We start from the raw sequence: 18,995 nt of genomic DNA, 5'->3' as shown, positions 1-18,995 counted from the left end.
AATTCTAATAATCAATTGCCAACGCCATAACGTTCCCGGTAAGCCAGCACCTGACTGTGGTGTTCACGCATCGATTCTGCGGCCGGGCCCTGGGCCAGGAAGGCCAGCAGGTCCTCCAGCCTGGCAATGGTGCAGACCTGCATTCCCAGCTGGTCGCGCACATACTGCACGGCACTATGGGCAACGTCCTTGCCATTCTCAGTGGCTTTCTCCTGTCTGTCCAATGCAATGGCCATCGCATGGGGAATGGCGCCCGCACCCTTGATGAGCGCAATCGATTCGCGTGCAGCAGTGCCGGCCGACATCACATCGTCAATGATCAGCACCCGGCCTTTAAGCGGCGCGCCCACCAGGCTGCCGCCTTCGCCATGGTCCTTGGCTTCCTTGCGGTTGTAGGCAAAGGGCACGTTCTTGCCCTGGCGCGCCAGCTCCACGGCCACGGTCGCGGCCAGCGGAATGCCCTTGTAGGCCGGGCCAAACACCATGTCGAACGCCACACCGCTGGCCAGAATCGCTTTTGCATAGAATTCGGACAGGCGCGCCATCTTGGCGCCATCATCAAACAACCCGGCATTGAAAAAATACGGGCTGATGCGGCCGGCCTTGGTGGTGAACTGCCCAAAGCGCAGCACGCCGGCTTCGACGGCAAACTCTACAAAATCCTGTGCCAACTGCGCATCTGCGCCTGGCTGTGGGAGACTATCGACCATGACCCAATCCTTGTTCAAATTAACCAGCCTCAACCTCAACGGCATCCGCTCCGCTGCCACCAAGGGCGTGATCCCCTGGATTGAGACAACCCGGCCCGATTGTATTTGTGTGCAGGAAATCAAGGCACAGCAAGCGGATATGCTGGACAAGTTCGACGTTATCGACGAGATGAACGGGTATTTCCAGTTTGCCGAGAAGAAGGGCTACTCGGGGGTGGGCATCTACACCCGCCATGCACCCAGTGATGTGGTGGTCGGCTTTTCGCCCAACGAGTTCGATGCCGAAGGCCGCTATGTGGAGCTGCGCTTTGACACGCCCACGCGCAAGCTGTCGATCATCAGCTGCTACTTTCCCAGCGGCAGCTCGGGGGACATCCGCCAGGCTGCCAAGTACCGCTTTCTGGCCGAGCTGCACCCGCACCTGATGCGCTTGCGGGCCGAGCGCGACTTCATCCTCTGCGGCGATATCAACATTGCCCACACCAACGCCGACATCAAGAACTGGCGCAGCAACCAGAAGAACAGCGGCTTCCTGCCCGAAGAGCGCAGCTGGATGACCCAGCTGCTGGAGAAGGAAACCGAGACCGGCGGCCTGGTCGACGTGTACCGCGTGCTGCAGCCCGATACCACCGACGCCTGCTACACCTGGTGGAGCAACCGGGGCCAGGCCTATGCCAACAATGTGGGATGGCGCCTGGACTACCACCTGGCCACGCCAGCGATTGCCGCACTGGCCCGCCAGGAGCACATCTACAAGGATGTGAAGTTCTCCGACCACGCGCCCATCACGATCGATTACGATTTCCAGCTCTGATCCCAACGCCCCGCCACGCGTCCCAGCGGCCGGGAGCCCAGACCACCCACCGGGAGCTTTCCATGCGCATCACTGCAACACCCCTTCTTCTGGCTGCCCTGCTGGCCAGCAGCGCCGTTAGTGCCCGGGACGCATCGGATTACAGTACGCAGGAACTGGTCGAGGCGCTGGCCCAGCGCCTGTCCAAGGTGCTGCTGGCGGGCCCTACGCGTGATGCGCCGCCCAGTACCGCTGCCATTGTCATGCTGGAGGGCAAGGGCCTGCGCCTGGCACCACGGCTGCAATCCACCCCAACGATGCGGGTGCTGAGCCAGGAGCAACTGGTGGCCGAGCAGCGCGCCAACTTTCTGATCATCTCGCAGTTGGGCCAGCAGGGCGCGGACATGCTCGTCGACTACGAGACGCCCAACAATGCCTCGTTCGGTACCTTGCGCATCCAGGACAAGGACGGCAAGCTGGTCTTCAAGGCCGAGGACACCTACCGCAGCAGCAGTGGCGCGCGGGCCACCTATGCACGCCTGTACGGCGGCCTGCCCTGCCGCAATGGCAGCGAGATGGCCTACCGCTTCAACTATGCCGACCGCTATGCGCGCAGCGGCGAATGCCCGGTGGCGCGCTTTCCCAGCAGCGATTCCGCCTTCGAGTGGTAAGCATCCGTCCTAGGTGCTGCCCTTGAGGCTGGCCAGCACCTCATCGAGCATCTGCTTGGCATCGCCAAACAGCATGCGGTTGTTGTCCTTGTAGAACAGCGGGTTGTCCACACCGGCATAACCGGCCGCCATCGAGCGCTTCATCACGATGGACTGGCGCGCCTTCCAGACTTCCAGCACCGGCATGCCGGCAATGGGGCTCGCAGGGTCGTCCTGGGCGGCGGGGTTCACGATGTCATTGGCGCCGATGACCATGGCCACATCGGTGTCGGGAAAGTCGTCGTTGATCTCGTCCATCTCCAGCACGATGTCATAGGGCAGCTTGGCCTCCGCCAGCAGCACATTCATGTGGCCGGGCATGCGGCCCGCCACCGGGTGGATCGCAAAGCGCACCTCCACCCCGCGCTCGCGCAGGCTACGGGTGATCTCGTTGACGGTGTGCTGTGCCTGGGCCACGGCCATGCCGTAACCGGGCACGATGACCACGCGCTTGGCCTCGCGCAGCATCTCGGCGGTCTCGGCCGCGGTGACCGCCACCACCTCGCCCTGGGGCGCTGCGCCTGCCTGGCCCGCTGCTGCGGGCGCGCCACTGCCAAAGCCGCCTGCGATCACACTGATAAAGCTGCGGTTCATCGCCTGGCACATGATGTAGCTCAGGATCGCACCCGACGAGCCCACCAGCGCACCGGTGACGATCAGCAGGTCATTGCCCAGCATGAAGCCGGTGGCTGCCGCGGCCCAGCCCGAGTAGCTGTTGAGCATCGACACCACCACCGGCATGTCGGCGCCGCCAATGGCCATCACCATGTGCACGCCAAACAGCAGTGCGATGGCTGTCATCACGAGCAGCGCCAGCATGCCCAGGCCCAGCGATGCGGTCTGCACAAACCAGCAGCCCAGCGCAACCACCACCACGAGCCCCAGCAGGTTGAGCAGATGCCGCCCCGGCAGCAGCAGCGGTTTGCCGCCGATGCGGCCATTGAGCTTGCCAAAGGCCACCAGCGAGCCCGAGAAGGTAACAGCGCCGATGAGAATGCCGATATAGACCTCGGCCGCGTGGATGGCCTTTTCGGCGCCCTGCAGCGGATGGGAGGTATCGACATAGCTGGCAAAACCCACCAGGCAGGCGGCCAGGCCGACCAGGCTGTGCATCAGCGCCACAAGCTCGGGCATCTGGGTCATCTTGACCCGCTTGGCGGCATACAGCCCGATGCCCCCACCCAGCACCAGCGCGATGACAATGGCCACCACGCCGGACTGCGACACGCGCGGGCCGAACACGGTCACCAGCACCGCCAGGCCCATGCCCAGCATGCCCAGCAGGTTGCCGCGCCGCGCGGTCTCGGGGTGTGACAGCCCGCCCAGGCTGAGGATGAACAAAATGGCAGCGCCCAGGTAGGCAACGGTTGCAAGGCTTTCGGTCATGCGGTTCTACCCCCCGGCCTATTTGCGGAACATGGCCAGCATGCGGCGCGTCACCGCAAAACCACCAAACATATTGATCGCCGTGAGCACCAGGGCCACAAAGGCCAGTGCGCCAATCAGCAGCCCCGGCCGGTCCGAGCCCACCACGCCGGGCGGCGCTATCTGCACCAGCGCGCCAATCGCGATGATGCTGGATATCGCATTGGTCACGCTCATCAGCGGTGTGTGCAGGGCGGGTGTCACATTCCAGACGACCATGTAGCCGATAAAGCAGGCCAGCACAAACACCGTGAGGTGGCCCAGGAAGGCCGCCGGCGCATGCGCGCCAATGAGCCAGAAGAGCAGCGCCAGCACCGCAAAGAGGATGGCCAAGGTGCGCGCAGGCAAAGGGCTGCCGGCACCATGGCCATGGCCCCGCTTTTTGGCCGCTGCCGGGCTGGCTGCGGCCGTGCCCGCAGCAGCCGCTGCCGGCTTGGCCACCGGCGCCGCCGCCAGCGCAGGCGCGGGCCAGCTGATGCTGCCCTGGTACACCACCGTCAGGCCCCGGATCGCCTCGTCGTCCATGTTCACCACTGCATGCCCATCCTTGGCCTTGCACAGCTCCTCGGCCAGGCGCAGCAGGTTGTTGGCGTACAAGGTGGAGGACTGCGCCGCCAGGCGCGAGGCCAGATCGGTGTAGCCCACAATCGTCACGCCGTGGCGCACCACGGCCTCGCCGGGCACCGTCAGCTCACAGTTGCCGCCCTGCTCGGCGGCCATGTCCACAATCACGCTGCCGGGCTTCATCGCCTGCACCATCTCGGCCGTGACCAAGCGCGGCGCCGGCTTGCCGGGGATCAAGGCCGTGGTGATGATGATGTCGGCCCATGCGGCCTGCTGCGCATACATCTGGCGTTGCGCTGCCTGAAAGCCCTCGCTCATCACCTTGGCGTAGCCACCACCACCACCGCCCTCTTCGGCGTAATCCACCGGTACAAAGGTACCGCCCAGCGACACCACCTGGTCCGCCGCCTCGGCCCGCGTATCGTTGGCGCGCACCACCGCGCCCAGGCTGACGGCCGTGCCAATCGCCGACAAGCCCGCCACCCCGGCACCCGCAATAAACACCTGCGCAGGCGGCACCTTGCCGGCCGCGGTGATCTGCCCGCTGAAAAAGCGCCCAAAGGCATGGGCCGCCTCGACCACTGCCCGGTAGCCGCTGACCCCCGCCATCGAGGTCAGCGCATCCATCTTCTGCGCGCGGCTCAAGGTGCGCGGCAGCGCATCCATCGCCAGCACCGTCAGCCCCTTGGCCGCCAGCTGCGCCATCAGCTCCGGGTTTTGCGCAGGCCAGACAAAGCCGACCAGCATCTGGCCGGCATGCATCCATTCGCATTCTTCAGCAGTAGGTGGCCGCACCTTGAAGAGAATGTCGGCCCCCGCCCAGATCGCCGAGCTGGGCATGACCTGCGCACCCGCTGCGCGGTAGGCGTCGTCGCCAAAACTGGCCGCCTCGCCAGCGCCTGCCGCGACGCTGACGCGAAAGCCCAGTTTCACCAGCTTCTCCACCACCGCAGGCACGGTGGCCACGCGCTTTTCACCGGCGAATATCTCGCGCGGCACTCCTATGCATTGCGGGTTGGCCGGCGGTGGCTGCGGCGCCGCTGCTGCTGACATCGGTGGCGAGGTGCTGGACATGGATGCGCGCTCCTGGTTCAGGGATCAATGGGCTTGCAGCGCGCCGGTGTGCCCGGCCATGCCTGCAGCGCAGAACCCCTTGTATCACGGGCCAGCGGTTTGGGCTACGCGCATTTTTGCCTAGGGCCTGGCGATCCCTGCCATAGCGCGCGACTGGGCAGTGCGTATACCTACAATGCAGCTCCATCACCCAGCGCATTGGGTCTGCTACTACTTCCATGGCATTTGTGATATCACGTTTTCAATTTCGCATCAGCACTGCTTTGCTCTGCGCAGGCATACTGTTGTTGCCATGGACTTCCACCTTACTGGACGGACCCAGGCCTGCATTACCGGGGGAATCCATTCGCGAGCTGATTGACGTGACGGTGATGCATGTGGGGCCTCAACTCTTCTTCTTGGCTTTTCTGTTCGCCTTGGTTAGATTAGGCCGCTCAATCTGGCAGCGCCGTTGGGTTGGAACCATCCAGCCGATGACTGAAATGGCGCTTTGTTTTCTGGCTTTGTTATTCATCCCAACGTACTGAGATACCGAGAGCTCCACCAGGGTGCCTGGTTCTGCCAGTCAGCCTTAGCTTTGTGCCGGGCACAAAGAAATTTCCAGTCCTATCCCCCATGCCCCCGGCGCGCTGCACCAGCAGCGCGGGAAAAGCGAGGTACTGGAACCCCTCTTCTCTGGTCTCCCGCGCAAAGTCCAGCGTCGCGGCCGACTCCCGCGTCTGCATCATCCGCCTGATATCGGCGGCATGGTCGCTCAGAAATGCCAACGCATCCTGCAGCTGGCCGGGAACATCATCGAATTCGCAGTCGCTCACCAAGATCTTCCGTTTTTTCGCTGGGCGAGTTCTAAATCCAAAGATCATTCGCCACCGTACGCGCCCCCGCCTCCCCATCCCCCGTATTGGCCACCCCGCGCGGCTCGATCAGCAGCAGCTTGACCTCGGCCTGCGCAAAGGGCTTGTGCTCGAGGCCCTGGGGGATGACGGCCATCTGGCCGGCCTGCAGGTGGAGGGCACGGATGCTGCCGCTGGCATCGCGCAGGTCGATGCGCAACTCGCCGCCCAGGACGATGAAGGTTTCGTCGGTGTCGCTGTGCTGGTGCCACAGAAATTCGCCGGCGATCTTGACGACCTTGAACTGGTAGTCGTTCATCTCTGCTACCACGCGCGGCTGCCAATGGCCCTGCAGCTGGGCGATCTTGCCCAGCAGATCGATGGACTGGCCTTGGCCTCGGTGGCGGGGTGCGGGAGATGTTTCGGCAGGTGCTGACATGGTGGTGCTGTAGGTGTTGAAAACAGCAGCCAGCTTAAGCATGCGCAGCCCGGACGTATTGAACGTTTGTGGTGCCGGGTTCAGCGAGGTCGTGCATGGCGCATCACCTGCAGCCAGCGCCCTGGCGTGATGCCAAAGGTCTTCAGAAAATGCCGCGTCATATGGCTTTGGTCGGCAAAGCCGGCGTCCTGGGCGGCGTCGGCCAGTGACAGGCCCGCCAGCAGCAGGCGCCGCACGGCATCGAGCCGGCGCATCGTCAGGTAGCGGTAGGGGCTGGTGCCATAGAACATGCGGAAATCATGCGACAGGCTCCAGCGGTCGCGGCCGGTGGCCGCCTCCAGCTCGTCCAGTGCCACGACCCGGGTGGCATGGGCCTGCAGGTAGTCACGCGCGCGGCGGGCGGCCTGGTAGTCGCCCTTGGCCTTGGCGCGCCGCGTGCCGGGCCCGCCGGTGGCAGCGGCCAGCGCATGGGCCAGCTGTGCCAGCGCATCGCTTTGCTCCAAGGGCTCGACAACATCATCCACACCTTGCAGCAAGGCCTGGGCAGCGGCCGATATCGCCGGGTCGTGGGTGATGCCGCCTTCCAGAAAAGGCAGCGCGCTGCCGCCCAGAATGTCCTGGATCAGCGCGGGCTCCACATAGACCATGCGGTAGCGAAAGCCCTCGTCCGTGCCGGCCTGCCCGTCATGCGCCTCGTCGGGATGCAGCACCAGGGTGCTGCCGGCCAGGCTGTCGCGCCGGCCGCGCCGGTAGTGAAAGCTCTGCACGCCCGCCAAGGTGCGCCCGATCGCATAGGTGTCGTGGCGGTGCATCGCGTAGGCAGGGCCCTGGAACCAGGCCTCGATGCGCTCCATGGCGCCGGAGGCCGGGCTGCGCAGCACCCAATCCGAACGGGGCAAGGCAGGAGGGCGGGGCATCAAACCTCCAGAAAAGACGTAGAACCGATGGGCGAAGCACTGATTTTACGGGGCATCCCCCAAGCGGCACCCACCACCTGCGGCGCCAAACCCCACCCAGCCCCCTCGTCCATAGCAGCTTGCCGCACAATAGCCGGATTGCGCCCCGCATCCGCCGGCCTGCGCGCTGCCGCCAGCCCCAACAAACCATGCTCCACTACCACACGATTCCCGTCACCGCGTTTCAGCAAAACTGCTCCCTGGTCTGGTGCGACCAGCAGATGGAGGCCGCCGTCATCGATCCCGGCGGCGATCTGGACCGCATCGAGGCGGAGATTGCACGCCTCGGTCTGCAGCTCAAGGCCATCTGGCTGACCCATGCGCATATCGACCATGCCGGTGGCGCCGGTGAGCTGGCCGAGCAGCGCGGGCTGCCGATCATTGGCCCGCACCCGGGCGACCAGTTCTGGATTGATGGCCTGCCCCAGCAAAGCCAGATGTTTGGCTTTCCGCCTGCGCAAAGCTTTACGCCCACGCGCTGGCTGCAGGATGGCGATACGGTCAGCATCGGGCAGGAGACCTTGCAGGTGCGCCACTGCCCCGGCCACACCCCTGGCCATGTGGTCTTCCATGCGCCGCAAATCACGCGTTGCTTTGTCGGAGATGTGCTGTTTGCCGGCAGCATTGGCCGCACCGATTTCCCCCAGGGCAACCACCAGCAGCTGATCGACTCCATCACCCAGCGGCTGTGGCCCATGGGCGATGCGACGGTGTTCATCCCCGGTCATGGTCCCGAGAGCAGCTTTGGCCGCGAACGCCAGAGCAACCCCTATGTGGGTGGGACCTGATCTCCAGCGAAGGGTCTAACGCCCAAGGCCAGCGGCATGCCGCTGGCCTTTTTTGCGTAGACGCCGATCAGAACCTGGCGGTCAGCGACGCATAGAATGAGCGGCCCGGCTCGTTGTAGGTCGCTGCACCCGCGCCGTAGATGGTGCGCGGGTTGTTCACGCCCACGGCATTGCCCATGCGGTAGAGGCGCTTGTCAAACAGGTTCTTGATGCCGGCGGTCAGGGTGACATCCTTGCTGAAGCTGTAGCGCGCGCCCACACCGACCAGCGCATAGGGGGCCAGGCGGCGGGTTTCCTCGCCGGTCAGCGGCAGGCCCTGGTAGTCGAGCTTGTTGGGCTTTTGGCCGCCATACCAGGTCACCGAGCCAAGCAGTTGCAAGGCGTGGGTGGTCTGCCATTCCACCCGCGAGTTGAGCGTGTACTTGGGGATGATGGACAGCTGCTCGCCGGTGGTCTTGTTCTTGCTCTGCACCATGTAGGTGAGGTTGTTGCTCAGGCGCACTGCAGGGCCCAGCTTGATGTTGAAGGTGCCCTCTACGCCAGACACCACCGCCTTGGGGATGTTGGTCCAGGTGAACACATCGGCATTGGCATAGGCGCCGGTGCCGCCAGTAGCGCTGCCCACCGGGGTCATGCCCGCATCGATCTTGTTGCGGTAGTCGTTGTGGAACAGGGTCACACCGGCCAGCAGGCCCTCGTCGGCGTACTCGATGCCCAGCTCCTTGTTGATGCTGGTCTCGGGCTTGAGGTCGGCATTGCCCATCAGGTAGCAGGCACCGCCCGCGCCCCAGCAGCCAATGCCGCGGCTGTAGAGCAGGTAGTTGGGGTTCATCTGGTAGAGGTTGGGAGCCTTGTAGGCCCGTGCCACGCCGGCCTTCAACGTGACCTTGTCCGTCAGGTAGTGCGACAGGTTCAGCGACGGGCTCCAGTTGGTGCCCACCTCGCTGTGCTGGTCCAGGCGCAGGCCGGGGGTCAGCAAGGTGCGGGCGTTGAGCTCGATGTTGTCTTCGACAAAGACCGAGGCAATGCGCGAGGAGATCTTGCCGCTGCGGCCGGTGTTGTCCACCCCCGGCACGCTGCCGGCCTCGGTCGTGGTCTGCGATACCGAGTTGCTGTCTTCCAACTTTTGCTCGACCCACTCGGCGCCCACGGTCATCACATGGGGCAGGCTGCCCCATGTGCCCCGGGCGCTGACCTCGCCATGGGCGGTCAGGATGTCGAGCTTGGAGGTGCCATAGGCATCGCTGGAGAACAGGCCTTCGGTGCCGCCGGCCAGGCCCTCGTTCAGGCGGGTGTTGCGCGTGGTTTCGTACTGCAGGTAGGCGGTGGAGCTGCCAAAGTCGTACTCGCCCTTGTGCGTGACAGCATAGGTGGAGCGGTACATGCGGTTGGTCTCGGTGCCCAGCGCATCGAGCACGCGCTGCGAGGTGGCGACCAGGTTGCCATTCGCGTCGACCGTGTAGTTGTTGGTGTTTTGCGTATCGCCCGCATAGATATTGCCCTGGCGCGCAAAGCTGGCATCGAAGTCGATGCGGTGCCCCGCTGCGGGCTTGAGGCTCAGCCGCCCCGACAGATTACGGTCGCGCACGCCTTCGCGGCCCGCAGGGAAGGTGCCGGCATAGATGCCGGTGCGGGTCGAGGCATGGCCTTGGTTGATGTCCCAGGCGTCTGCATCGGTCTTGTCGATATTGCCGCTCAGGCGAAAGCCCAGTTGCTCCGAGATGGGCCCGGCCAGCGAGAAGCTGGTGCGGCTGCTGCTGCCGTCGCGCGAATCTTCGGGCTGGTTGTAGTAGACCGTCGCGCTGCCGCTCAGCTTGTCGGGGATGCCCTTGGTGATGATGTTGACCACGCCGCCAGCGGCGCCATTGCCATAGCGGGCCGCGGCGGGGCCGCGCAGCACCTCGATCTGCTCGACGGCCTCTTGCGGCACCCAGTTCATGTCACCCCGGGTGTCGCGTTCGCCGCGCCAGCCGTAGCGCACCGATCCCCGGCTGTTGACGGGTTTGCCGTCGACGAGGATCAAGGTGTTTTCCGGGCCCATGCCGCGCAGGTCGATCTGGCGGTTGTTGCCGCGCTGGCCGCTGCTGGAGTTGCTGGTGAGGTTCACACCGGGCTGCTGGCGCAGCACATCGGCCAGGTCATTGCTCGGCTGGCTGTCCAGGTCTTCGCGCGTGACGGTCGATACGCCCGGTGCCTGCTTCCAGGCGCTTTCTGCCGTGCCCAGCACCTGCACGGTCTCCAAGGTCGGATCCTGCTCCGGCGGTGTGGTTGCCGCTGCCTGGGTTTGTGCCTGCGCTGCCGCCTGCACACCCACTACCAGCACCGCTGCTGCCACGGCGCGCAAGCGCCACCCCTGTTCCCCTGCCTGGATCGACATACCGCCCCTTTTTGAAAGACAAATGATTTTCATTACCAAGTACTGAATTCTTCCATCCCGGGGGCGCGCCGTGGTTTGCGCGGGCAACAAAGATGTTTGCGCCAGCGGCAGTGCCGTCCGGCGGAGACCAGGCCATGGATGCGGACGGAAGAGCGCGCGCTTTTAGACCCGTGCCCGCGCCAGCTTGGGCGCCAGGCCAAAGCGCCTGCGGTAGGCGGTGGCAAAGTTGGCGGCGCTGGTGTAGCCGGCCAGCAGCGCCGCCTGGCCCACGGTGATGCCGTCGCGCTCCAGCGCCTGGCGGGCGCGCTGCAGCCGGCATTCGCGCAAGAACTCGAATACGGTGGTGCCGTAGACGCTGCGGAACTGGCGCTGCAAGGTGCTGGCATTGACACCGGCCTGGCGCGCAATCGCATCCATCGACAGCGCATCGGCCTGGCCGGAGGCCAGAAACGCCTGCAGCTCGCGCAGCCGCTGGTGTTCACGCGGCAGCAGGCCTGCCGCACTGGCGCCTGGGGCCGCGGCCTCGCCATCCCCCACGGTGGCCAGTGCCTCGCCCAGCAGCTCCAGCGCATGGCTTTCCAGGTACATATGCTGCAGCAGCGGCGCCAAGCCTGGCGGATGCACGATCTGCTCGGCAATCACGGCGGCGCGGGGCGACAGCTGCCAGCGGCGCGTGGCCAGGTGCTCATGCATGAAGCGCTGCAGATCGGGCCAGGCGGCCCCGTCGCCACCTCCGGCCTGGGCCAGCCAGGCGGGGGTGAGCCCCAGGCTGACCCGGCGGGAATACACGCCCGAGCGCGCGCGCCGCTCAAAGCGTTCGCGCTCGGCAACCGACACCAGCGCCGCGCTGGCGCCCGCGCCTGCATGGCTCAGCGCCACCCGGGTCAAACCGTAGGAGACATCAATGCGCCCTTCCAGCAGCACCACCAGGCGCAGCCCGGCACCGATCTCGGCCTGCGCAGTCTGGTCGCGCAGGTCGCAACCGTCCTCGCTGTGCAGGTGCAGGCCCGGGCGCAGTTCGCGCAGCCGCGAGACATGCGCGCGCAGGTCCGCTTGATCCGCCTCTGGGCTGGATGCAGGATCAGCGCTGTGCATGGGCCAGGCCGGTAGCGGGTGGAAGGGGTGCCCGGCATGCGCAAACATTTTTCTTGCTGCAGCAAACATGGGCCAAGCGGGTTTGTGCCATGCTTGCCATGATAATTTCTTAATGCAAATCATTCTCAAGCTCATGGTTGATTTGCCGCAAGCCCCGCCCCTATGCACATTGCCCTGTCCCCCTTCCCCACCCTGCCCTTGGCCCAATTGGCCGATGGGACCCGGCGCCGCTTGCTGGGCCTGGGCGCCGCGCTTGCGCTGCCCGGCTGCGCCTGGCAAAGCAGCCTGAAGGATGCCCCAGCGGTGACCCTGCCCGGCACGCGGCAGCTGGACCTGCGCGCGCCCGGCATGCCGGGCCCGGGCGCACTGGAGCGCGTGCACCGCATCATGGTGGCCGTGCCGCCCGCCCCGCCGCCGCCCCAAGGCTACCCGGTGCTCTATCTGCTGGACGGCAACCTGCTGTTCACACCCACCGCGCAGCTGATGCGCAACCGCTTTGCGCGCGGCCCCTCGGTGCCCACGCAAGGCGCAGTGGTCGTCGGCCTGGGCTATGCCGACAGCGCGGTACTGGACCTGAGCGCCCGCAGCTATGACTACACCCCGCCTGCGCCCGGGCCGGCCACCGATGCGCGCGGGCGTGCCGAAGGCGGCGCCGACCATTTTCTGGATTTCATCGACCAGCAGGTGCGCCCGCTGGTGGAGGCGAGCTGGCCGATCGACCGGGCGCGCCAGACCTTTTTTGGCCACTCGTATGGCGGCTTCTGCGTGCTGCATGCGCTGCTGACCCGGCCGGGCAGCTTTCAGCGCTATGTCGCCGCCAGCCCCTCGATCTGGTGGCGCGATGGCTTGGTGCTGCAAGCCTTGCCCGGCTTTTTGGCACAGGCAGCGAGCCGGCCTGCCGATGCAGCGGCGCTGCAGCTGTTGCTGACGCAGGGTGAGCGGGAAGCGCGGCCGGCCGCGCCATCGACGCAGTCTTCGCCGCCGGCATCCGCCAGCGACCCGGCCCGTGATGCGATACGGCGCCAGCGCCAGAACGCGCCCGGCATTCCGGCCTTGATGGAAAGTCTGCGCGGCGCGCCCGGCCTGGCGCTGCGCTATGCCAGCTTTCCCGGAGCCGACCACGGCGGCGCGATGCTGCCAGCGGCGCAGCAGGCGTTGGCAATGGCTCTGCAGGACTGATCGCCCGACGCCATGACTTCATCGACCGCCACCCCATTCAGCACCCAAGGCCAGGTAGCGACGCCAGAGGCCAGCCGCTACCTGCAGCGGCTGTGCTACCACTTCAGCCGCAAGATCAAGGTGCAGTACGACAGCCTGCAGGGCGAAGCGCAGTTCCCCTGGGGCCACTGCAGTTTGCGGGCCGACGAACGCACGCTCTCCTTTGTCTGCAGCGCAGACGATGCCCTGGCGCTGGCACGGGTGCGCCATGCCATCGATGCGCATGTGGCGCTGTTCTCGCGCAAGAACCCGATGCAGGTGGAATGGGTGTGAGCGCGTTCAGGCCGGGGCTCTACCGCTTGGCGCGCTCGTAAAGACCTTGCACCTTGGGCACATTCGCCTCCAGGTTGGCGATGCGGTCCGGCCCGGTCGGGTGGGTGGACAGAAAGCCGATGCCGCCCTTGCCGGTGGCAGCACCCATCTTTTCCCACAGCGTCACGGCGGCCTGCGGCGCATAGCCGGCACGTGCAGCGATCTCCAGCCCGACCAGATCGGCATCGGACTCGTCGGAGCGGCTGAACTTGAGCGTCAGCAGCTGGCCGCCCAGGTTGGCCGCGGCCGTGCCCATATCGCCCAGCCCAAAAATGGCCGCGCCCAGGCGGATGCCCAGCCCGGTGGCCTGGGTCTTGGCCAGTTGCTCGCGGGAGTGCTCGCGCAGCGCATGCGCCATCTCGTGGCCCATGACCATCGCAATCTCATCGTCGCTGAGTTGGAGCTGGTCGATCAGCCCGGTGTAGAACACGATCTTGCCGCCGGGCATGCAAAACGCGTTGATCTGCTTGCTGCCGATCAGGTTCACCTGCCACTGCCAGTCCTTGGCGCGCGGGTTCCAGGGCAGGGCCTGCGCAATCAGGCGCTGGGCAATCGTCTGGAGGCGCTGCAGCTGCGCATTGCCCGGCCCCGCCAACGCACCCTGCTCTTTGGCCTGCGCCAGCAGCTCGGCGTACTGCTGCTGCGCCGCCTGCTCCAGCGTCTCGGCCGGCACCAGATTGCGCAGCGCGGACGACTTGCCCACATCGACCTGCGCCCAGGCGCTGCCTGCGCTGCCCGCCCCCACCACGGCGGCACCCGCCACCAGCGTTTGCAACCAGGCGCGGCGCCCGTGGCAGGCACAGCTGAACAACGGTGTCGGGTGAGGCAGGTCAGGCATTCCAGTTCCAATCATGAAAACGCGATGATCGCACAGCGGTTGTATCCCCAAATACGATTTCGCTTAGCACATTAATAAATATATTTAATAAATAAATTGCAAACTATGTTTCGCTCTGGTACAAATCTACACCCAATTACATTTGCTCCAAAGCAAAACAGGCCCGCCCATGCCTCATCTGCGTTTTCTGGCCGCCGCGAGCATCGCGCTTGGCCTTGCCTCTGCTGCGCATGCGCAGATGGAGATCCCTGCTGGCTCTGAAGGGAGCCTAGGCGGTGGCAGCCAGGACCTGGGCTGTGAGGCCGTCACCATTGCGGGCAGCTATGCACTGGACGGTGGCACGCTGCAAAACGCTGGGGCCTTTTTGATCGAAACGGGTGGCGTGCTCGATGCCCAGGGCAGCATCCAGCTGGGCTCCGATTTTCGCAACCAGGGCAGCTTGAACGCAGCGGCCAGCACCATGGTTTTCGACGGCTCCTGCGCCGCGCCGGGCGCCAGCCTTACCGTCTCCGGCGTCACCACGGTAGCCAACCTTACCTTCAGCTCCAGCAGCGGTCAAAGCTTTGTGCTGCCCAACGGCGCCAATATCGTCGTTACGGGCAACCTGGTGCTGCAAGGCCAGCCGGGCCAGCCGCTGCAGATCACCACCGCATCCGGCCAGCCAGCGATCTTCACCTTGGGCCCGGGCGCACAAGTCACGCAGCAGAACGTCAACCTGGTCAATGTCTACATCGGCCCACCGCCTAGCGCGGCGCCGGTTGCGGTGCCGGTTTCCGGCCTGGGCTGGACGGCCAGCCTCGCACTGCTGCTTTCGCTTTTGTCCTGGGGCGCGTTGCGCTCTGCCCGCATCCGCTCTTTTCTGAGAACCCAGCCATGAACCTCGTCACCTCCTTCTTCCACAGCCGTTGGCTGGCCGGCAGCATCATGGCCCTGGCTGCGAGCGCCGCATGGTCTGCCGATACCAGCTTCAAACCAGCGGCAGGCTCCGGCTTTGTCATCAAGGACCAGGCCAACCAGGATCTGTTCCGGGTGCAGGGCACCGGCGAAACCTATGTGCCGCCAGTCCGCACCGCGCCCGAGACCGGCACCGAGCAGCTGTGCATGGACCCTGCCACCGGCCGCCTGCTGCGCTGTGCCGATGGCATTGGCACGGGCGCTACAGGCCCGGCCGGTCCCACCGGTCCGCAAGGCCCGGTTGGCCCCGCAGGCGCCATTGGCCCGGTTGGGCCGGCAGGCCCCACGGGTGAAACCGGCCCAAGCGGCGCTGTGGGTACAACGGGCCCAGCAGGTCCTGCAGGCCCTGCGGGCCCCACCGGCGCTGCCGGCCCTGCGGGCCAGACAGGCCCCATAGGTCCAACAGGTGCTACCGGTGCGACCGGGCCTGCCGGTCCCATCGGTGCTACCGGCGCCCAAGGTGCCACAGGCGCTCAAGGCCCTGCTGGTCCCGCAGGCGCCACTGGCGCGACCGGGCTGACGGGCGCGACCGGTTTGCAAGGACCTCAGGGCGAGCCAGGCCCGCCTGGTGCCCAAGGTATTCAAGGACCCGCCGGCTCGATTGCCGCTGTACGCACTGTCGAAGGCGATGGCACGGGTGAACTCTGCCAAGCAGTCGCCTGCTGCAATGTTGGCGAGCAAGTGATCGGTGGCGGCCATTCGGCTTTTAGCGGGACCGTACAAAACCCTGTCTTCGATGTGCGTGTTTCGGTCAGTGCACCCGGCTCGCCGACCAGCTGCAGCGGTACCCGTGGTTGGTCGGTACAGATCCTGAACTCGTTCAAAGGCGACAATTCTTTGACCTGCAAGGCCTACGCGCTTTGCGCCCCTGTCACCACGCCATGACCCACACGGCCGCTCCGGACCTGCAAGCCCAGCCCCGCCAGGGTCTTCGCCTGCAGGGCATCACCACCATGCGCCTGCCATGGCGCCTGGAGGTAGCGGCTGCCTTGCAAGAAGCCCAGCAACTGCCCGAATCCCTGTGGCGCATGCATTTCAACCAGGGCCGGCACGATGGTGGCTGGCAGGCGCTGGCCTTGCGGGCATCGGCCCAGGCGCCGTCGGACATCATGCCGATGGATGCCAGTTTGGACGCGTATGCCGACTGCGAGGCGCTGCAGGCCTGCCCCGCCATTGCCGCCCTGCTGCACAGCCTGGACCTGCAGTGGAAATCGGTGCGCCTGATGCGCCTGCAGCCTGACAGCGAAATCATGGAGCACACCGATGCAGGCCTGTGCGCGGCCGAGGGCGATGCCCGGCTGCACATTCCCTTGCAGACCGAAGAGCGGGTTTTTTTCCATTTAGGTGGCCAGCGCGTGCCGATGCGCGTGGGTGAATGCTGGTACACCGATGTGTCCCTGCCGCACCGCGTGCGCAACCGCAGCGGCAAGGCACGCATCCACCTGGTGGCAGATGCGCTGGTGGACGAGCGCCTGGCACAGGCGTTTGCCGCCGGTGACCAGGGCGAGCCAGCGCCTGATGACGGTGATCCCTGGTTGGCATTTGAACAGTTTCGCGAGCGCGTGTTTGCGCAAGAAGCACTGGCCGATGCGCTGGCCGGCTGCGCCGACCTGGCCAGCCTGAGCGCCCGCAGCATTGCGCTGGGCCAGGCCCAGGGCCTGGTGTTTGATGCCTCCGATGTCGAATCGGCGATGAAGGCCGGGCGCCGCGCCTGGAATGCCCAATGGATGCTCTGACACTCCAGGGCTGGCGGCCCGTTCGGCTGTACCACGATGGCAACCAGACCATGGTGGACTGGGCGCGCCTGGGCGATGCACCGCTGCGCGCGCCCTTCTACCAGGAGAGCCTCAAGCCGCTGCTCAACCTGCCGTTCAACCAGGCCTTTCGCCGGCAGACCCCGCTGCAAGTGCTGCTGGACTGGCAGGCGCAGTCGCCGGGTATCGCGCCTTGCCTGCTGGTCTTCCATGTCTCGCGCTGCGGCTCCACCTTGTTCCCCCAGGCACTGGCGCAAAGCGCCCACCACCTGGCGATGTCCGAGCCGCCACCGGTCGATTTCCTGCTGCGCGAGGCACGGGTCAATGGCTGGCTCAGCCCCGCGCAATCCATTGCCGCGCTGCGCGCCTGGATGAGCGCCTGGGCCCAGCGCAGCGATGCGGCCAGCCCGGCGCTGCAATCGGCCAGCCTCAAGATCGACGCCTGGAACACCGACCAGGCACCGCTGTTGATGCAGGCCTGGCCTGAGGCCTTGCCAGTCTTTTTGACCCGCGAGCCGCTGGCCGTGCTGGTGTCGCAGATGCAGGAGCGCGCTTTCTACCTCGTTCCCGGCGCCTTTGGCCCCACGTTCGGCCTGCCGGGCCTGAGCCTGCTGGAGCAGGCCACGATGCCGCCCGCGCAGTACTGCGCACGCATGCTGGGCCGCATTTATGCGGACATGGCCCGGGTGGCCGATCCGGCGCAAGCGCTGGTGCTGGACCATGCCCAGCTGCCCGAGGCCATCGAGCAGTGGGTGCTGCCACGCATGTCCTGGCAACCCGATGCAAAAGCCATGCAGGCGCTGCGCGAGCGCCTGTCGCGCCACGGCAAGCGGCCGCATGAGCCCTTTGCCCAGGACACCAACGACAAACATGCCAAGGCCGACGCCGCACTGCGCGCGCTGGCCGCGCAATGGATGGCCCCCCATTACCAGCAATTGCGGGCCCGGTGCGACGCCCATGACCGCGCAGAGACTCTCACCGAGGCCGCTCTATGACCATGATTCCAAGACGCCATTTTCTCGCCTCCACCAGCGTGGCCGTCAGCACGACCGGCGGCTGGAGTGCTGCGCAGGCGCTGGTGCCCAGCACCCCGGCCCCGCAAACGGCCAAGGCCTGGCAGCTGCTGGCCGTGGCGCCGCAGTCGCACAAGGTGGCCACTCTGGGCTCGGACTACCGCCGAGGCCTGGAGCTGGGCCTGGCCCAGCGGCCGGAGATCGCTGTACAGCTGCACTGGGTGGAAGCCCCGCCCACCCCCAACCGTGCCGCCCGCAGCATCACGGCGGCAATGGACCAGCTGCCCCAACTGCATGGTGTTGTCGGCTGGATGCCGCCCGCCGTCGAAGCCAGGGTGGCCGCCCATGCGCAACCCAGGGGGCTGCCTTTGTGGGCCAGCGATACCGGTGCCGATCTGCCTGCCGATGCCAAGCCGGGCCAGCCCCAGGCCGTCGTGCGCCACAGCCTGGATCTGTGCGGCAGCGCCGCGCAGCTGGCGCAGGCCGTCTACCAGCAGCTAGGCCCACGGGCCGTGCTGGCCGTGGGCCATATGGAAGGCGGCTACGACTTTGTCTATAGCTTCGAGCATGCCTACCGCGCGTTGGGTGGACGGGTGCTCGCCCGCCATGTGGGCCGCCAAGGGCCACAGAGCGAGGAATTTGACGGCTTGCGCACTGCCGTTTTCAGCCACCGGCCTGATGCCGTTGTCGCTTTCTACTCAGGTCCGCAGTTGGCCCGCTTTGCTCACTGGTGGCAGGCGCATGCCCAGTCGCAAGGTGCATGGGGACTGGCTGGCTTGCCTTGGCTGGAGGATGTGCATACCGGCGGTAATACCATCACTGCTGGCACTTGGCCCAGCGCCGCTCAGGCGGAGCCGGTTTGGAAGCAACGTTTTGAGCGGGTTGGATTGCCTTGGACCGCTGCAGCCTTGCTTGGCGCCGAAGCGGGGTACAGCATTGCGGCTGCCTTTGATAACCCTGCTCAACAGCCTTTCGCTGCTGCGTTGCGCCAGCGTTGGCAATTGGCGGTGCGACAGGGTCCACGCGAAAGCAGTTCGCGCGATATCGCCTCGACCACCAACGTGCACAACCGCCCTATGACCCCTCTTGTCAGCGGATGGCTTAACGGCTATCTCCAAACCTAACAACGTCAAAGGAATCGA

At 65.8% G+C, this 18,995-nt stretch carries 19 protein-coding genes; 11 read left to right on the top strand and 8 right to left on the bottom strand.

Annotation, left to right across the window (positions count from 1 at the left end):
• Nucleotides 1–11 precede the first annotated feature (11 nt).
• Nucleotides 12–710 (bottom strand): orotate phosphoribosyltransferase, encoded by a 699-nt coding sequence (gene pyrE, locus ACHWUQ_RS11305; protein WP_312836315.1) that lies wholly within the window; start codon nucleotides 708–710, stop codon nucleotides 12–14.
• A gap of 10 nt (nucleotides 711–720) precedes the next feature.
• Here pyrE and ACHWUQ_RS11300 point away from each other — a divergent pair, with 10 nt between their 5' ends.
• On the top strand, nucleotides 721–1,524 hold the full coding sequence (locus ACHWUQ_RS11300; protein ID WP_394681206.1) for an exodeoxyribonuclease III: 804 nt from the start codon (nucleotides 721–723) through the stop codon (nucleotides 1,522–1,524).
• A gap of 62 nt (nucleotides 1,525–1,586) precedes the next feature.
• Nucleotides 1,587–2,174, top strand: coding sequence for a hypothetical protein (locus ACHWUQ_RS11295; RefSeq protein WP_394681178.1), 588 nt, complete (start codon nucleotides 1,587–1,589; stop codon nucleotides 2,172–2,174).
• A gap of 9 nt (nucleotides 2,175–2,183) precedes the next feature.
• Here the strand turns inward: ACHWUQ_RS11295 and pntB are convergent, their stop codons facing one another.
• On the bottom strand, nucleotides 2,184–3,599 hold the full coding sequence (pntB, locus tag ACHWUQ_RS11290) for a Re/Si-specific NAD(P)(+) transhydrogenase subunit beta (RefSeq protein ID WP_394681177.1): 1,416 nt from the start codon (nucleotides 3,597–3,599) through the stop codon (nucleotides 2,184–2,186).
• A gap of 18 nt (nucleotides 3,600–3,617) precedes the next feature.
• Nucleotides 3,618–5,255: a Re/Si-specific NAD(P)(+) transhydrogenase subunit alpha gene (locus ACHWUQ_RS11285; RefSeq protein WP_394681205.1), complete on the bottom strand. Its 1,638-nt coding sequence runs from the start codon at nucleotides 5,253–5,255 to the stop codon at nucleotides 3,618–3,620.
• A gap of 239 nt (nucleotides 5,256–5,494) precedes the next feature.
• Between ACHWUQ_RS11285 and ACHWUQ_RS11280 the strand changes: the two genes are divergently transcribed.
• Nucleotides 5,495–5,803, top strand: a complete 309-nt coding sequence (locus ACHWUQ_RS11280) for a hypothetical protein (RefSeq protein ID WP_394681176.1) — start codon at nucleotides 5,495–5,497, stop codon at nucleotides 5,801–5,803.
• A 319-nt stretch (nucleotides 5,804–6,122) separates the two neighbouring features.
• Here ACHWUQ_RS11280 and ACHWUQ_RS11275 read toward each other — a convergent pair whose 3' ends face one another.
• On the bottom strand, nucleotides 6,123–6,548 hold the full coding sequence (locus tag ACHWUQ_RS11275) for a cupin domain-containing protein (protein ID WP_313336450.1): 426 nt from the start codon (nucleotides 6,546–6,548) through the stop codon (nucleotides 6,123–6,125).
• Nucleotides 6,549–6,628: 80 nt separating this feature from the next.
• Nucleotides 6,629–7,465 (bottom strand): AraC family transcriptional regulator, encoded by an 837-nt coding sequence (locus tag ACHWUQ_RS11270; protein ID WP_313336453.1) that lies wholly within the window; start codon nucleotides 7,463–7,465, stop codon nucleotides 6,629–6,631.
• Between the two features lie 188 nt (nucleotides 7,466–7,653).
• On the opposite strand from ACHWUQ_RS11270, the gene ACHWUQ_RS11265 reads away from it, so the two are divergent.
• Nucleotides 7,654–8,292 (top strand): MBL fold metallo-hydrolase, encoded by a 639-nt coding sequence (locus tag ACHWUQ_RS11265; RefSeq protein WP_313336456.1) that lies wholly within the window; start codon nucleotides 7,654–7,656, stop codon nucleotides 8,290–8,292.
• 67 nt (nucleotides 8,293–8,359) lie between these two features.
• On the opposite strand, the gene ACHWUQ_RS11260 is transcribed toward ACHWUQ_RS11265, so the two are convergent.
• Nucleotides 8,360–10,669 carry a TonB-dependent siderophore receptor gene (locus tag ACHWUQ_RS11260; RefSeq protein WP_394681175.1) on the bottom strand — a complete coding sequence of 770 codons (2,310 nt, stop codon included), beginning with the start codon at nucleotides 10,667–10,669 and terminating at the stop codon, nucleotides 8,360–8,362.
• A 162-nt stretch (nucleotides 10,670–10,831) separates the two neighbouring features.
• Nucleotides 10,832–11,764, bottom strand: coding sequence for a helix-turn-helix transcriptional regulator (locus ACHWUQ_RS11255; protein WP_394681174.1), 933 nt, complete (start codon nucleotides 11,762–11,764; stop codon nucleotides 10,832–10,834).
• Between the two features lie 162 nt (nucleotides 11,765–11,926).
• On the opposite strand from ACHWUQ_RS11255, the gene ACHWUQ_RS11250 reads away from it, so the two are divergent.
• Together ACHWUQ_RS11250 and ACHWUQ_RS11245 are read left to right on the top strand one after the other, a co-directional pair.
• Nucleotides 11,927–12,943 carry an alpha/beta hydrolase gene (locus ACHWUQ_RS11250; RefSeq protein ID WP_394681173.1) on the top strand — a complete coding sequence of 339 codons (1,017 nt, stop codon included), beginning with the start codon at nucleotides 11,927–11,929 and terminating at the stop codon, nucleotides 12,941–12,943.
• Nucleotides 12,944–12,955: 12 nt separating this feature from the next.
• The gene (locus tag ACHWUQ_RS11245) at nucleotides 12,956–13,255 is read left to right on the top strand and encodes a DUF2218 domain-containing protein (protein ID WP_394681172.1); all 300 of its coding nucleotides are present in this window, start codon (nucleotides 12,956–12,958) and stop codon (nucleotides 13,253–13,255) included.
• Between the two features lie 19 nt (nucleotides 13,256–13,274).
• On the opposite strand, the gene ACHWUQ_RS11240 is transcribed toward ACHWUQ_RS11245, so the two are convergent.
• Nucleotides 13,275–14,132, bottom strand: a complete 858-nt coding sequence (locus tag ACHWUQ_RS11240; protein WP_312413889.1) for a M48 family metallopeptidase — start codon at nucleotides 14,130–14,132, stop codon at nucleotides 13,275–13,277.
• Between the two features lie 169 nt (nucleotides 14,133–14,301).
• Between ACHWUQ_RS11240 and ACHWUQ_RS11235 the strand changes: the two genes are divergently transcribed.
• Genes ACHWUQ_RS11235 through ACHWUQ_RS11215 form a run of 5 tightly spaced genes read left to right on the top strand, consistent with a single transcriptional unit; the run spans nucleotide 14,302 to nucleotide 18,977 of the window.
• The gene (locus tag ACHWUQ_RS11235; RefSeq protein ID WP_394681171.1) at nucleotides 14,302–15,009 is read left to right on the top strand and encodes a hypothetical protein; all 708 of its coding nucleotides are present in this window, start codon (nucleotides 14,302–14,304) and stop codon (nucleotides 15,007–15,009) included.
• Nucleotides 15,006–15,971, top strand: coding sequence for a collagen-like protein (locus tag ACHWUQ_RS11230; protein WP_394681170.1), 966 nt, complete (start codon nucleotides 15,006–15,008; stop codon nucleotides 15,969–15,971). Before ACHWUQ_RS11235 ends, ACHWUQ_RS11230 begins: the two co-directional genes overlap by 4 nt.
• Nucleotides 15,968–16,822: an aspartyl/asparaginyl beta-hydroxylase domain-containing protein gene (locus tag ACHWUQ_RS11225; RefSeq protein ID WP_394681169.1), complete on the top strand. Its 855-nt coding sequence runs from the start codon at nucleotides 15,968–15,970 to the stop codon at nucleotides 16,820–16,822. The genes ACHWUQ_RS11230 and ACHWUQ_RS11225 overlap by 4 nt, the downstream gene beginning before the upstream one ends.
• Nucleotides 16,810–17,835 carry a sulfotransferase family protein gene (locus ACHWUQ_RS11220; protein WP_394681168.1) on the top strand — a complete coding sequence of 342 codons (1,026 nt, stop codon included), beginning with the start codon at nucleotides 16,810–16,812 and terminating at the stop codon, nucleotides 17,833–17,835. Before ACHWUQ_RS11225 ends, ACHWUQ_RS11220 begins: the two co-directional genes overlap by 13 nt.
• Nucleotides 17,836–17,837: 2 nt before the next feature.
• Nucleotides 17,838–18,977 carry a hypothetical protein gene (locus ACHWUQ_RS11215; RefSeq protein WP_394681167.1) on the top strand — a complete coding sequence of 380 codons (1,140 nt, stop codon included), beginning with the start codon at nucleotides 17,838–17,840 and terminating at the stop codon, nucleotides 18,975–18,977.
• Nucleotides 18,978–18,995: the final 18 nt, after the last annotated feature.

It is taken from the genome of uncultured Comamonas sp. (assembly GCF_964277875.1).
GTDB classification, from domain to species: domain Bacteria; phylum Pseudomonadota; class Gammaproteobacteria; order Burkholderiales; family Burkholderiaceae_C; genus Comamonas; species Comamonas sediminis.
The sequence above is the reverse complement of the archived record's forward strand: the minus strand, read 5'-3'. Positions and strand labels throughout refer to the sequence as shown.